Annotated in this window: 16 protein-coding genes; 12 read left to right on the plus strand and 4 right to left on the minus strand. The window is 64.3% G+C overall.

The features are described 5' to 3' along the window. Window positions 1-5: 5 nt before the first annotated feature. The 3 genes from J2Y63_RS15170 to rsmI form a co-directional block, all read right to left on the minus strand. Entirely contained in the window at window positions 6-1,304 is a 1,299-nt protein-coding gene (locus J2Y63_RS15170) for an extracellular solute-binding protein (protein WP_435266760.1), read from the minus strand. Between the two features lie 103 nt (window positions 1,305-1,407). Then, entirely contained in the window at window positions 1,408-1,776 is a 369-nt protein-coding gene (locus tag J2Y63_RS15175; protein WP_435266761.1) for a YraN family protein, read from the minus strand. Further along, entirely contained in the window at window positions 1,766-2,692 is a 927-nt protein-coding gene (gene rsmI, locus J2Y63_RS15180) for a 16S rRNA (cytidine(1402)-2'-O)-methyltransferase (protein WP_435266762.1), read from the minus strand. Before rsmI ends, J2Y63_RS15175 begins: the two co-directional genes overlap by 11 nt. Window positions 2,693-2,925: 233 nt before the next feature. Here rsmI and dnaN point away from each other — a divergent pair, with 233 nt between their 5' ends. The 7 genes from dnaN to J2Y63_RS15215 all read left to right on the plus strand — a co-directional run bounded on the left by dnaN (window position 2,926) and on the right by J2Y63_RS15215 (window position 8,008). Continuing rightward, entirely contained in the window at window positions 2,926-4,044 is a 1,119-nt protein-coding gene (dnaN, locus tag J2Y63_RS15185; RefSeq protein ID WP_256118143.1) for a DNA polymerase III subunit beta, read from the plus strand. 272 nt (window positions 4,045-4,316) lie between these two features. Then, on the plus strand, window positions 4,317-4,919 hold the full coding sequence (pmtA, locus tag J2Y63_RS15190) for a phospholipid N-methyltransferase PmtA (RefSeq protein WP_256118144.1): 603 nt from the start codon (window positions 4,317-4,319) through the stop codon (window positions 4,917-4,919). 9 nt (window positions 4,920-4,928) lie between these two features. Continuing rightward, window positions 4,929-5,510 (plus strand): histidine phosphatase family protein, encoded by a 582-nt coding sequence (locus tag J2Y63_RS15195; protein WP_435266763.1) that lies wholly within the window; start codon window positions 4,929-4,931, stop codon window positions 5,508-5,510. Between the two features lie 2 nt (window positions 5,511-5,512). Next, the gene (gene pyrF, locus J2Y63_RS15200) at window positions 5,513-6,211 is read left to right on the plus strand and encodes an orotidine-5'-phosphate decarboxylase (protein ID WP_435266764.1); all 699 of its coding nucleotides are present in this window, start codon (window positions 5,513-5,515) and stop codon (window positions 6,209-6,211) included. Window positions 6,212-6,228: 17 nt separating this feature from the next. Then, on the plus strand, window positions 6,229-6,516 hold the full coding sequence (locus J2Y63_RS15205) for a DUF1330 domain-containing protein (RefSeq protein WP_435266765.1): 288 nt from the start codon (window positions 6,229-6,231) through the stop codon (window positions 6,514-6,516). A 109-nt stretch (window positions 6,517-6,625) separates the two neighbouring features. Then, window positions 6,626-7,606, plus strand: a complete 981-nt coding sequence (locus J2Y63_RS15210; RefSeq protein ID WP_435266766.1) for a complex I NDUFA9 subunit family protein — start codon at window positions 6,626-6,628, stop codon at window positions 7,604-7,606. A gap of 252 nt (window positions 7,607-7,858) precedes the next feature. Further along, window positions 7,859-8,008 carry a hypothetical protein gene (locus J2Y63_RS15215; protein ID WP_256118151.1) on the plus strand — a complete coding sequence of 50 codons (150 nt, stop codon included), beginning with the start codon at window positions 7,859-7,861 and terminating at the stop codon, window positions 8,006-8,008. A gap of 38 nt (window positions 8,009-8,046) precedes the next feature. On the opposite strand, the gene J2Y63_RS15220 is transcribed toward J2Y63_RS15215, so the two are convergent. After that, window positions 8,047-8,853, minus strand: a complete 807-nt coding sequence (locus J2Y63_RS15220) for an undecaprenyl-diphosphate phosphatase (protein ID WP_435266767.1) — start codon at window positions 8,851-8,853, stop codon at window positions 8,047-8,049. 188 nt (window positions 8,854-9,041) lie between these two features. Here J2Y63_RS15220 and J2Y63_RS15225 point away from each other — a divergent pair, with 188 nt between their 5' ends. The 5 genes from J2Y63_RS15225 to J2Y63_RS15245 all read left to right on the plus strand — a co-directional run bounded on the left by J2Y63_RS15225 (window position 9,042) and on the right by J2Y63_RS15245 (window position 13,851). After that, entirely contained in the window at window positions 9,042-9,734 is a 693-nt protein-coding gene (locus J2Y63_RS15225) for a glutathione S-transferase family protein (RefSeq protein WP_256118154.1), read from the plus strand. Between the two features lie 10 nt (window positions 9,735-9,744). Then, a complete protein-coding gene (gene queG, locus J2Y63_RS15230) occupies window positions 9,745-10,890 on the plus strand; it encodes a tRNA epoxyqueuosine(34) reductase QueG (protein WP_435266768.1) in 1,146 nt (381 codons plus the stop codon). Next, window positions 10,887-11,762 (plus strand): NAD-dependent epimerase/dehydratase family protein, encoded by an 876-nt coding sequence (locus tag J2Y63_RS15235; RefSeq protein ID WP_435266769.1) that lies wholly within the window; start codon window positions 10,887-10,889, stop codon window positions 11,760-11,762. Before queG ends, J2Y63_RS15235 begins: the two co-directional genes overlap by 4 nt. Before the next feature lie 360 nt (window positions 11,763-12,122). After that, on the plus strand, window positions 12,123-12,485 hold the full coding sequence (locus J2Y63_RS15240; RefSeq protein ID WP_256118157.1) for a septal ring lytic transglycosylase RlpA family protein: 363 nt from the start codon (window positions 12,123-12,125) through the stop codon (window positions 12,483-12,485). A 76-nt stretch (window positions 12,486-12,561) separates the two neighbouring features. After that, a complete protein-coding gene (locus J2Y63_RS15245) occupies window positions 12,562-13,851 on the plus strand; it encodes an RsmB/NOP family class I SAM-dependent RNA methyltransferase (RefSeq protein ID WP_435266770.1) in 1,290 nt (429 codons plus the stop codon). The last annotated feature ends 221 nt before the right edge of the window (window positions 13,852-14,072 follow it).

A 14,072-nucleotide genomic window follows, 5' to 3' on the forward strand; every position in this document is an offset into this window, starting at 1 on the left:
CAGTATCAGCCGGCGGTCTTGGCGAAGCGGGCGAGCAGTTCGTTCGCTTCGGTCTCGATCGTCTTCAGGGCTTCTTCGACCGTGGTTTCGCCGGCGAAGATGCGGCCGTATTCACGCTCCATGATCTCGCGGATCTGCGGGTAGAAGCCGAGGCGGTAGCCCTTCGACCATTCGCCCGACGGCAGCATGAGCTGCTGGATGCCGACTTCGGCCGCCGGCTTCTCCTTGTAGTAGCCTTCGGACTTGGTGAGTTCGTAGGCAGCCGTGGTGATGGCGACGTAGCCGGTTGCCTCGTGGTAGAACTTCTGGATTTCCGGCGAGGTCAGGAACTGGAAGAAGTCGGCCGTGCACTTGTTTTCGGCTTCCGGCTTGCCGGACATGGCGAAGAGAGCAGCGCCGCCGATGAAGGTGTTGGTGCCAGCACCCTGGATGCTGTTCCAATAGGGCAGGAAGGTTGCCGAGAACGGCTTCTGCGCGGTCTTCTGGAGGCCGCCGAACGAACCCGAGGAGCCGATCCAGAAGGCGGCCTTGCCCTCTTCGAAGAGCTTCTGGTTGTCGTTCCAGCCGGCGCCGTAATAGCCGAAGTAGCCTTCGTCAGCCCAGGCCTTGAGCTTGGTGAACATCATGACGAGGTTCGGGTCCGTCATGTTGATCTTGGTGTCGACGACCGTGTCGTAACCGTTGTTGTTCGTCGCGAACTGGATGTTGTGGCGCGAGAAGAAGTTTTCCGTGAACTGCCAGGTCAGCTGCGACTGGACGAGCGGCAGGTAGCCGGCTTCCTTGAGCTTCGGCGCGATGGCCTCGAACTCTTCCCAGGTCTTCGGGGCTTCGACGCCGACCTTTTCGAGGGCTTCGGTGTTGACATACATGATCGGCGCCGAGGAGTTGAACGGCATGCCGACGAACTTGCCATCCGGCGCGGCGTAGAAGTAGCGCACGCCCTCGATGAAGGCTTCGCGGTCGAACTTGTAGCCGGCACCGTTGATCAGGTCTTCAGCCGGGATGACGGCGCCAGGCGCGTTGATGATCGTCGCCGCACCGGCGTCGAAGACCTGGAGGATGTTCGGCTGTTCGCCCGAACGGAAGGCGGCGATGCCGGAAGCCAGCGCCTCTTCGTAAGTGCCCTTGGAAACCGGCGTCAGCGCGCAGGCGGACTGCGCAGCGTTGAACTTCTGGGCGACTTCGTTGATGACTTCGCCATTGCGGCCGGCCATGCCGTGCCACCAGGTGATGTTGGTGGCGGCCATCGAGGCCGAAGCGGAAACGGCGAGTGCGAAACCTGCGAGGGAAAGCGGCTTGAACATGGGTTGCTCCTCTTCACCGGATTTGGTGTGAGGGGTGCACTAATGAGCGACCGTGACGGGCGCGTTACGGTTTCGTGTCAGTTTCGTTACATTTTCCTTTTGCTCAGAACGCATCCACAAGGTGTTTGGGAAAACGCCAGGGCCGCACGGCGACGATGTCATAGCGCAGCGACAGGCGATGGCCGTCCGGCTGGCGGGAAAGCCAGACTTCGCTCGCCGCACGGATGCGGTTCTGGGTGGTTGCGGTGACGGCGAAGACGGCGCTGTCGACATCGCGCCGGGCTTTCACTTCCACGCAGACGACGAGATCGCCGCGCCGCGCGATGATGTCGATCTCGCCGATCTTCGTTCTGTAGCGGATGGCGCGGATGCGATAGCCCTTGGCCATCAGGCAGAGCGCGGCGATATATTCGGAGACATGTCCGCGGCGGAAGGCTTTGAGCCGGTTCGGATCGGCCGCCTTATCCCGCATCGCCACCCTTCAGGTCGATGAGGCGCTGGTAGAGATCGCGGCGCGGCAGGCCGGTCTGGCGCGCCGCCTCGGTCGCCGCCTTGCCGGCCGACATGTCCTTCACGAGCGCCGTAAGCAGCCGGTCGACATCCGCAGCCTCGGGTGCGGCCGCCTCGCCCGGCGGGGCGATGACGAAGACGATCTCGCCCTTGACGGTGTGGCCGTCGCCATAGAAGGCGGCGAGGTCGCCGAGCGGGCCACGCCGGAATTCCTCGAAGGTCTTGGTGAGTTCGCGGCACACGCAGGCCGCCCGTCCCTCGCCCAGCACGTCAGCCGCGGCAGCGACGGTCGCCGCTATACGGTGCGGCGATTCAAAGAAGAGGAGCGTTGCCGGGACGCTTGCCAGCTCGGCGAGACGATCGCGTCGCGCCTTGTCCTTCGAGGGCAGGAATCCGGCGAAGAAAAAGGCATCGTTCGGCAGGCCGGAACCGACGAGGGCGGCGAGCGGGGCGGAGGCGCCGGGGATCGGCACGACACGGTGGCCGGCGTCGATGGCCATCAGCGCCAGGCGATAACCGGGATCGGAGACCAGCGGCGTACCGGCATCGGAGACTAGAGCCACGGATTTACCGGCTTCGAGCGCCGCAATGAGGCGCGGGCCGGCCTCGTCCGCATTGTGCTCGTGATAGGCATAGGGCCGGTTGACGATGCCGTAGCGATCGAGCAGCACGCGGGTAACGCGGGTGTCCTCGCAGGCGAGAACATCCGCACCGGCGAGCGTTTCCAGCGCGCGCAGCGTGATGTCCGAGAGATTGCCGATGGGGGTGGCGACCAGATAGAGCGCCGGCTCCTGCGGCCGGGCGGGGATCACGGCATTGTGCAGGCGAAAGGTTTTCGCACTTGCACCCGTCCCGCTTGCCGCACCTTCATCCCGCATCGTCCGTCACCTTTCCAGCCGCTGGACGGCCGCATTTCCCCTCCTTATGGGCGAGCGCCGATGCCCTCGCAAGGTCCGGCGGTTGACTATCCTGTGTCCGGCGCCGTTAGCACTTGCAATCGTCCGCCTGTTTCTGCCATTTTGCCCGTCCACATCCATCCGGCGCCTGCCGGAATTCCAAGGCAATGCCGCGCCGGTGCTCCGGCGTGCAAGCGGTCGAAAGCGATACATCCATGCGCATTACTCTCGAGCGGTCCAATCTCCTGAAGTCGCTGAACCACGTTCACCGCGTGGTCGAGCGCCGCAACACGATCCCGATCCTCTCGAACGTGCTCCTGCGCTCGGACGGCGCCAGCCTCGACATGAAGGCGACCGACCTCGACCTGGAAATCACCGAGGCGACGCCGGCGCAGGTCGAGCAGGCGGGTGCCACGACTGTTCCCGCGCATCTCCTCTACGACATCGTGCGCAAACTCTCCGACGGTTCGGAAGTGGCGCTCGCCACCAACGCCGATGGCTCCTCGATGACGGTCACCTCCGGCCGCTCGAAATTCTCGCTGCAATGCCTGCCGCAATCTGACTTCCCGGACCTCACCGCCGGCAGCTTTTCCCACACGTTCCGCCTCAAGGCGACGGACCTGAAGATGTTGATCGATCGCACGCAGTTCGCGATCTCGACGGAAGAGACCCGCTATTACCTGAACGGCATCTTCATCCACACGATCGAGAGCAACGGCGCGCTGAAGCTGCGGGCCGTCGCCACCGACGGCCACCGCCTCGCCCGCGCCGATGTCGAAGCGCCCTCGGGCTCGGAAGGCATGCCGGGCATAATCATTCCGCGCAAGACGGTCGGCGAACTCCAGAAGCTGGTCGACAATCCGGAGCTCGTCGTCACGGTCGAAGTGTCCGATGCGAAGATCCGCTTCACCATCGGCTCGATCGTGCTGACCTCGAAGCTCATCGACGGCACCTTTCCGGATTACCAGCGCGTGATCCCGACCAACAACGACAAGGAACTGAAGATCGATTGCCAGTCCTTCGCGCAGGCCGTCGACCGCGTTTCCACCATTTCCTCCGAGCGCGGCCGCGCCGTGAAGCTGGCGCTTGGCGAAGGTCAGCTGACGCTCACCGTCAACAACCCGGATTCGGGCAGTGCGACGGAAGAACTGGCGGTCGGCTACGACAACGATCCGCTAGAAATCGGCTTCAACGCCAAATACCTGCTCGACATCACCTCGCAGCTTTCCGGCACGGAAGCCGTGTTCATGCTGGCCGATCCGGGCTCGCCGACGCTGGTGCGCGATCTCGCCGGCGACGACGCGCTCTATGTGCTCATGCCGATGCGCGTATAGGCGGCCGGCAGCATCGGGAAACCGTTGTGGAACCCGCCGGCTATCCGGCGGGTTCTTTTTTACCTGGCAACGCCGCCTTCTTTGTTTTTACGCAATTCCGGACGCAAAACCGCTTCGCACTTTTGCTGGAACTGCTCTAGAAACTTGCGGGCGACGGCGCAATCAGACTTGTTTTTGACGCAAACCGCGTCACATATTCGCCATGGTCGAATGCGCGGACGGGAATGACGCCCGCCGCCGGCCGGAAAAGCGATACCATGAAGGGGGACGGCATGACGCTGCGTGTGAAGGTCAAGGAACGGCTCGGCAAGAAATTCGACGACGAGATTCGCTTCTTCAAGGGCTGGATGAGCAATACGCGGGCGGTCGGCTCGATCATTCCCACCTCCTCCATCACTGCGCGCCGCATGGCGAGCGTCGTCAATCCCGCCTCCGGCCTTCCCGTGCTGGAACTCGGTCCCGGCACAGGCGTCATCACCAAGGCGATCCTCGGCACCGGACTTGCCCCGGAAAAGCTGACTTCGGTCGAATTCTCCACGGATTTCTACAATCACCTCGTCGAGCGCTTCCATGGTGTGAACTTCATCAACGGCGACGCCTTCGATCTCGACAAGACGCTCGGCGACCTGCGCGAGACGACCTTCGACAGCGTCGTTTCCGCCGTGCCGCTGCTGAACTTCCCGATGCACAAGCGCGTTTCGATGATCGAGGACCTGCTGACGCGTATTCCCGTCGGCCGCCCCGTCGTGCAGATCTCCTACGGTCCGCTCTCCCCCGTCATCGCCATGCCGGACCGCTACCAGATCAGCCATCTCGACTTCGTCGTGCGCAACATCCCGCCGGCGCAGCTGTGGACCTACCGCCGCACGCACTGAGCGGCGGCGATGTTCGCGCTCTATATTACCCATCCGCAGGTGCTGATCGACCCGGCCGTGCCCGTGCCCGACTGGGCGCTTTCCGAGCGCGGCCGCGAGCGGGCCTTGCTTGCTGCCGACGCCGACTGGGCTCGGCAGATCGGCCGCTTCGTCGCCAGCACCGAGCGCAAGGCGATCGAGACGGCAAACATTCTTGCCGGCGGCCGCATCCCGGTCGAGACCGACCATGCCATGGGTGAGAACGACCGCTCCGCCACGGGTTTTCTGCCGCCTCCCGCCTTCGAGGCGGCGGCGGATGAATTCTTCGCCCATCCGGAAACGAGCTTTCGCGGTTGGGAGCGGGCGGTGGATGCGCAGGCGCGCATCGTTGCCGCCGTCGAGCGCGTGCTGGCCGGCCACGACCCGACCGTCCCCATCGCCTTCGTCGGCCATGGTGGCGTCGGCACGCTGCTGAAGTGCCATCTGAAAGGCACGCCGATCCGTCGCGACGGCGACCAGCCGGGCGGGGGCGGCAATCTTTTCGCTTTCCGGCTTGCAGACCGCGCTGTCACATGCGACTGGACGCCAATCGAATCTTGGAAAGGGTTTTGACCATGTCCGCGCGCGACCGCCTGATCGTTGGCCTCGATGTTCCAACCATCGCGGAGGCGGAAAAGGTGGTTCGCACCCTCGGCAGCACCGCCCTCTTCTACAAGATCGGCTACCAGCTGGTCTTCGCCGGCGGCCTCGAATTCGCCCGCGACCTTGCCAAGGACGGCAAGAAGGTCTTCCTCGACATGAAGCTGCTCGACATCGACAACACGGTGGCCAAGGGCGTGGAAAACATCGTCAAGATGGGCATGTCCATGCTCACCCTGCATGCCTATCCGAAGGCCATGGCCGCCGCGGTTTCCGCCGCCAGGGGATCCGACCTCTGCCTGCTCGGCGTCACGGTCCTCACCTCCATGGATGCCAAGGACGTCATCGACGCCGGCTATGAATATGATCCGCACACGCTGGTGCTGCGCCGCGCCGAACAGGCGCGCATCGCCGGCATGGGTGGCGTCGTCTGCTCCGCCGAGGAGGCGAATGCGGTGCGCAAGATCGTCGGCGCCGACATGGCGATCGTCACCCCCGGCATCCGCCCCGCGGGCGCAGAGCTTGGCGACCAGAAGCGCGTGATGACGCCGGCCGATGCGCTGAAGGCCGGTTCCAGCCACCTCGTCGTCGCCCGGCCGATCGTCAACGCCGCCGACCCGCTTGCCGCCACCAGGGCGATCCTCGCCGAAATGGACGGCGCGCTGAACGCCTGAAACCAAGGGAGAGAGACATGCCGAAGGGCTACTGGATTGCACGGGTCGATGTGCGTGATACCGAGCGCTACAAGGACTATGTCGCCGCCGCCAAGCCGGCCTTCGAAAAATACGGCGCAAATTTCATCGCCCGCGGCGGTGCATTCGAGCGTCTCGAAGGCGAGGTTCGCGCCCGCAACGTGATCATCGAGTTCCCCTCGCTGCAAGCCGCCGTCGACTGTTACAACTCGCCGGAATACCAGATCGCCGCCGCCATCCGCCAGGAAGTGGCGGATGCGGAAATGGTGGTCGTCGAAGGCATCTGAGTTACCGCGAAAACCCCGGCAGGAGAGACGCTTCGCCGCGCTTCACCTTGCCGGCGCTTTGGGCTATGTAGGCCCTACCCACCTTTCCTACTCTTCAGGAGCTGCCCGCATGACCTTGTCCAACCTTCCGCCGCTCGTCACCGTCTTCGGCGGCTCGGGCTTCGTCGGGCGTCATGTGGTGCGCGCGCTGGCGCGCCGCGGCTACCGCATCCGCGTGGCGGTCCGCCGCCCGGATCTCGCCGGCTTCCTCCAGCCGATCGGCGGCGTCGGCCAGATTTCCTTCGTCCAGGCGAACCTGCGTTACCGCCAGTCCGTCGACCGCGCCGTCGAGGGCTCCGACCACGTCGTCAACTGCGTCGGCGTGCTCTTCGAGGCCGGCCGCAACACCTTCGACGCCGTCCAGGATTTTGGCGCCCGCGCCGTGGCGGAGGCTGCCCGGGCTGCCGGCGCCAAGCTCACCCATATTTCCGCGATCGGCGCCAACGAGAAGTCGGAATCGTCCTACGGCCGCACCAAGGGCCGCGGTGAAGCCGCCGTGCTGCGTACCGTGCCGGATGCCGTCATCCTGCGCCCCTCCATCATCTTCGGGCCGGAGGACGGCTTCTTCAACAAGTTCGCCACCATGGCACGCTATGCGCCGGTCCTGCCGCTGATCGGCGGCGGTCACACGAAGTTCCAGCCGGTCTATGTCGCCGACGTCGCCGAAGCCGTCGCCCGCTCCGTGGACGGCACGATCGAACGCGGCCGCATCTACGAACTCGGCGGCCCGGAAGTGCTGACCTTCCGCCAGTGTCTGGAATTGATGCTGCGCGTCGTCGACCGCAAGAACCCGCTCGTGTCGCTGCCCTTCGGCATCGCCTCGCTGATCGGTTCCATCGCCTCGCTGGTGCCCTTCATCGCACCGCCGCTGACCTCCGACCAGGTGACGCTGCTGCGCTCGGACACCATCGTCTCCGAGGCGGCCCGCAGCGAAGGCCGCACCCTTGAGGCCATCGGCATCCAGCCGACCCTCGTCGAAGCGATCCTGCCGAGCTATCTCGTGCGCTACCGCCAGCAGGGCCAGTTCACCAAGATCGACAAGACGGCCTGACGCATCCGTCGCCGCAATGAAAACCGGCCGCCGCGAGGGAAAACCCCGCGGCGGCCGGTTCTTTTTCGAAAGCGCTTTGAGCACTCTGTTGCACTTATGCAGCGGTTAAAAAAAGCTGCGTGGCATTTACCCGTGATTCAGCATGACGCGATATTGATTGTCGTCGGACCAGCGAATAAACACCGCCCCCGTCGCGTCGTACTGATGACAGTTCTGCGGCGTATTTTCAGGACTTTGAGAGGCTCCCGGCCCATGGGCAAGGCAATTGCAATCTTCTTCGGATTTTCGGCTCTGATCATCGTAGCCGGATCCTTTGCCGCGCCGGGAACGGTGTCTGCCGGCAAGCACGGCTGTTCGCCGGCCTACGGCGTCGACCCCTGCACGACCGCATCGGTCAAGTAAGCTTCGGCCGGTCCTAGACCGGCCAAAGCAAAACATCTTTAGCCGAAAACGAGAAGGCCGATCAGGCCGAGCGTGCCCACGACGATTCGCCAGATGGCGAACAGCGTGAAGCCGCGGCGAGAGACGAAGTCGAGCAGCTTGCGCACGACGAAGAGGCCCGCGACGAAAGCGGCCGCGAAGCCCACCCCGATCACCACGAGGTCATCCGAGGACAGCGCATCGCGGTTCTTGTAGAGATCGAGCGTGAAGGCGCCGACCATAGTCGGCATGGCGAGGAAGAACGAGAACTCCGCCGCCGAACGCTTGTCGGTGCCGAGCAGCAGGGCGCCGGCGATCGTCGCACCCGAGCGCGAGGTGCCGGGAATCATCGCCAGGCACTGGCAGAGGCCGATCTTGAAGGCAAGCGACGGCGGGTAGGTCATCGCATCCGTATAACGCGGCGTCAGCGGCAGGCGATCGACCACATAGAGGATGACGCCGCCGATGATCAGCACAATGCAGATCAGCATCGGCGTCTCGAAGAGCACCGTCTTGATGAAATCATGCGCGATGGCGCCGATGACGGCCGCCGGCAGGAAGGCCAAGAGCACGCTGATGACGAAGCGGCGCGCTTCCGGGCGCGATGGCAGATCGAAGGCGATGCGCAGCAGCTTGGCCGCATAGACGGACAGGATCGCCAAGATGGCGCCGAGCTGGATGAGGACGGCAAAACTGTTGCCCGGCGACTTGAAGCCGAGAAAGTGCCCGGCAAGCAGGATATGGGCGGTGGAGGACACCGGGATGAATTCGGTCAGGCCCTCGATGAGACCGAGAATGAGGGCGCTGACAATCGATTGGTCTGCCATGAAAGTTCCTTGATGCTGGAAAAGGAAAGCATGAAAACGAAGCGGCCTTACGGCAAAAAGCCCGATTCGCTTGTGTTTGTACCACCAAATTTCTATAGGTTCGTCAAATCAGCCGTCGCCAAATCAGCTCCGCGTCAAGCGGCAGGCCCGGCATCGCCCCTTCCGCAAGACGAGTAAAAGCAGCGTTCATGCCCACACTCTATCATCACCCGATGTCTTCCGCCTCGCGCTTTGTCCGCCTGATTCTGGCCGAATACGGCTTCCAGACGGAGCTTGCCGAAGAGGCGCCGTGGGAAAACCGACGCGATTTCCTGGCCCTCAACCCGGCCGGGACCTTGCCCGTCTATGTCGATGACAGCATGCGGGCGCTCTGTGGCGCGAGCATCATTTCCGAATATCTCGACGAGACCCACGGCGTGCTGAAGCGCGATCGCCGGCTGCTCGCCGAAGACCCTTTTCAGCGCGCGGAGATCCGGCGGCTCACTGAATGGTTCCTGCAGAAGATGGAGCAGGACGTGACGCGCCCGCTGGTGCGCGAGCGTGTCTTCAAATTGCAGATGACGCCGGACCAGGGCGGCGGCCCGCCGGACAGCAAGATCCTGCGCAACTCGCGCGCCAATATCCGACAGCACATGAAATACCTCTCCTGGCTTGCGGGCTCGCGCACCTATCTCGCTGGCGATCGCCTGAGCTACGCCGACCTCGCCGCCGCCGCGATGATCTCGGTGCTCGACTATATGGGGGAGATAAACTGGGCGGATGCACCGCAGGCCAAGGACTGGTATCAGCGGCTGAAATCCCGCCCCTCCTTCCGCCCGCTGCTGGCCGAGCGCGTGCGCGGCGTCACCCCGGTCTCGCACTACGCGGACCTCGATTTCTGAGGACGGACACATGTCGGGCGACGAGAGGATCCGGCGCCGCCTGACCGATTTCGTCAAGGCGGAGGCCGCCGACAAGGGCTTCGATCTCTGTCGCATCACCGGCCCCGATTCCATTCCACAGGCGCCGGCCCGGCTCGCCGATTTTCTCGCCGCCGGCTATCACGGCACCATGGACTGGATGGCGGAGACGGAAGCCCGCCGCGCCGATCCGCGTGTGCTGTGGAGCGACGTGCGCTCCGTCATCCTCTTCGGCATGAATTACGGCCCGGAGCATGATCCGCGCGAAGTGCTCGCCATGCCGGACCGGGCGGCGATCTCCGTCTACGCGCAGAACCGCGACTATCACGACATCATCAAGGGCAAGCTCAAGGAAGTGGCGACGCGGTTTGCCGCGCGCGGCGGGGCGGATGTGAAGGTCTTCGTCGATACGGCGCCGGTGATGGAAAAGCCGCTGGCAGCCGCTGCCGGGCTTGGCTGGCAGGGCAAGCACACCAACCTCGTCAGCCGCTCGCACGGCTCCTGGCTCTTTCTCGGCAGCCTGTTCACCACCGCCGACCTCTTCCGCGACGCGCCGGAGCGCGACCATTGCGGCTCCTGCCGCGCCTGCCTCGACGCCTGCCCGACGGATGCCTTTCCGGCGCCCTACAAGATCGACGCGCGGCGCTGCATTTCCTACCTCACCATCGAGCACAAGGGCACGATCGAGCCAGAATTCCGCGAAAAAATCGGTAACCGCATCTATGGCTGCGACGATTGCCTGGCCGCCTGCCCCTGGAACAAGTTCGCCGCCAGCGCCTCCGAAATGAAGCTCAAGGCGCGCGATGAGCTGAAGGCGCCGGCGATTGCCGACCTGCTGACGCTCGACGATCCCGGCTTTCGCGCGCATTTCTCCGGCTCGCCCGTCAAGCGCATCGGCCGCGACCGCTTCGTCCGCAACGTGCTGATCGCCGCCGGCAATTCCGGCGACCGCGGCCTGATTGCTCGATGCGCCCAACTCGCCGAGGATGCCGCGCCGGTGGTGCGGGGCATGGCCGCATGGGCGCTCTCCCGGCTGATGACCGCTGGCGAATTCGAAGAATTTGCGGCAGGAAGGGCGGACGACGCGGACGCGGATGTGCGCGCGGAATATGAAAGAGCGAAGGCGGACTGTCGATGACGCATCTCCTGATCCTCGGCGCCGGTTTTTCCGGCAAGGCCATCGGCGACGTTTTCAAGGAGGCCGGCTTTTCCGTCTCCGGCACGACGCGCTCTGCCGAAAAAGCGGAGAGCCTGCGCGCGCTCGGGATCGAGCCTCTTCTTTATGATGGCGGTACGATCTCGGAAGCGCTTGCTGCGGACATGGCGCGCGCCACCCATGTCGTGCAGTCGATCGCGCCCGGCAAGGATGGCGATCCGCTGTTTCGCGCCGGAAGCCCCGCGCTTTCCGTCCTGATGCCCAAGCTCGAATGGGCCGGCTATCTCTCCACCGTCGGCGTCTATGGCGACCACAAGGGCGCCTGGGTGGACGAGGAGACGGTGCTGAACCCGGTGTCCGCCCGTTCGGTCGAACGGGTCGAGGCGGAGGACCATTGGCTCGATTTCGGCAAGGCCTCCGGCCTGCCCGTCGCCGTGCTGCGCCTTTCCGGCATCTATGGGCCGGGACGCAATGCGCTGCGCAACATGGAGGACGGCACCGCCCGCCGCCTTATCAAGCCGGAGCAGGTGTTCAACCGCATTCGTGTGGAAGACATCGGCCGCTCGGCACCGTTCCTTGCGGGCAAGCGCCTGGGCGGCGTCTGGAACATCACCGACCACGAGCCCGGCCCGCCGCAGGACGTGGTTGCCGAGGCCGCCCGGCTGATGGGTGTGCCGGTGCCGCCGGATATTCCGTTCGAGACGGCGGAACTTTCCCCCATGGCTCGGTCTTTCTACGGAGAGAATAAGCGCGTTTCGAACGCAAAGCTGCGTGCTGCCGGCTTCGAATTCCGCTTCCCGAACTACCGTCAATCGCTCGCCGACCTATGGTCTTCCGGGCGCTGGCGGGGCTGAGGGCGGCGTGCCGGCAGCGTTGCCTTTTGCGCTTTCATACAACCATAAATTTATCTGCCCCAATTTCGCCGCCAGATTCATGCGCAGCGATTGCTAATATTGAAAGTTTTTTCCGAAAATTTGCACGAATGCCGCACGGCCATTCCAGCTTTACAGTCGATCCAGTTTAGCAACTGATTCCGAAGAACTTTTCCTGTCATCTTAACGAAGATTAAAAATCCATCGCGGGCGATGGACTGTATAGCCACACGGGTTTTGACAGAATTGCGGCCGGTTGAGGCACGTTTTCGCCACTTTTGCTTCCTCATAGGGCAAGCATAGCAGCGGAAATTCACAACTCGCCCGGAAGGTCATCCGAACATGGTGCTCAAACTCTCCAGTGTGGCTCTTGCCTCCCTCGTCGCCGCCTCCTCCACCTTCGTTACATTCACCGATGCTCAGGCAGCCGGTTGCGGCCGCGCCTCGTGGTATGCGCTGCACTCGCGCACGGCCTCCGGTGAACGCATGAACCCCAGCCTCATGACGGCCGCCCACCGCAGCCTGCGCTTCGGCACCAAGGTGAAGGTCACCAACGCGAACAACGGCAAGAGCGTCGTGGTGCGCATCAACGATCGTGGCCCGTTCATCCGCGGCCGCGTGCTCGATCTGTCCAAGGCCGCCGCCTCCAACATCGGCATGATCCGCTCCGGCCACGCCAAGATCTGTTACGAGGTCATCGGCTGATCAGCCGCTAATCTGACCGCGCCGGCTTGCCCTCGGCGCGTTCCGCCGCTACCACGACGCAAAACGGAGTAAACGTATGCGATTGGGTGGGCGGCTTTCCGGAGCCATCGAGGTTCTGACGGATATCGAGACGCGGCGGCGCCCCGTCGCCGATGCGCTCAAGGACTGGGGTCTCTCCCATCGCTTCGCCGGCTCCGGCGACCGTGCCGCGATCGGCAACATCGTCTATGACGCGCTGCGCATGAAACTGTCGCACGCCTATCTGATGGACGACGACAGCCCCACCGCCCTTGGCCACGCCGTGCTGCTGCGCCAATGGGGCCTGACGCCCGAGGCGATCGCCGCCGAACTCGACGGCGACCGGTTTGCCCCGGAGCTGCTGTCCGAAGAGACGCTTGCCGCCTTCCGCGCCCGCAACCTCGACGAGGCGGCACCGCATGTGCAGGGCGACATCCCGGAATGGATCCAGCCTTCCTTCGAGGAAAACTTTTCCGACAAATGGCTGGACGAGGCCAAGGCGCTTGCCGGCCGGCCGACGCTGGACCTGCGCGCCAACACGCTGAAGGCGGGCCGCGACAAGGTGCTGAAGGCGCTGGAACGCAACGCCGCCGTCGCCTCCCCCATCGCCCGCCAGGGCATCCGCATTCCCGCCGGCGAAGGCCCGTCGCGCCTGCCGAACGTCACCGCCGACCTCGCCTTCCAGAAGGGCTGGTTCGAGGTGCAGGACGAAGGCTCGCAGATCGTCGCCGATCTCGTGCTGCCGCAGGAGGACGAGCAGGTGCTCGATTTCTGTGCCGGCGGCGGCGGCAAGACGCTCGCCATGGCGGCCGCGATGAACAACAAGGGCCAGGTGCACGCCTACGACACCGACCGCAAGCGCCTCGCCCCGATCATCGAGCGGCTGAAACGCGCCGGCACCCGCAATGTCCAGGTCCACCAGGACATCACGAGCCTTGCCGCCCTCACCGGCCGTTTCGACCGCGTGCTGGTCGACGCGCCCTGCACCGGCACCGGCACCTGGCGCCGCAGGCCGGACACCAAATGGCGCCTTACCGAAAAGAACCTGGAAGAACGCCTCGGCCAGCAGCAGGAGGCGCTTGCCAATGCCAGCGCCTATGTGCGCCCCGGCGGCTCGCTGCTCTACGTTACCTGTTCGATCCTGCCGCAGGAAAACGAGAACCAGGTCCACGCCTTCTGCGAGAACAACCCGGAATTCGAGATCCTTTCGGCCGCCAAGGCCTGGCAGGGCCTGTTCGGCACCGACAAGCCGCAGCCCTGGTCGACGGACATGAAGACGGTGACGCTGACGCCCGCGTCCACCGATACGGACGGCTTCTTCTTCTGCGCCATGGGCCGCCGGGCCTGACGGCTGCGACGCCGCACCTCTTGCGCTCTGTCAAATGTGTGGAACAGCTTGAAACCGTTCTAAACTATACACTTTGACACCAGTTTTTATTTGGTCCATGACAATAACGCCTGAATAAACCCGGGTCCGGCCTGCCTGCCGGGCCATCCGGGCGACGGTCGCCAAGGGAGGCGCACCGCCACGTCCGGTGTCGGGGGACACATCGAACAGGACACCAGGAG

The sequence above is a fragment of the Shinella sp. BE166 genome (assembly GCF_051201095.1).
GTDB classification, from domain to species: Bacteria; Pseudomonadota; Alphaproteobacteria; order Rhizobiales; family Rhizobiaceae; genus Shinella; species Shinella lacus.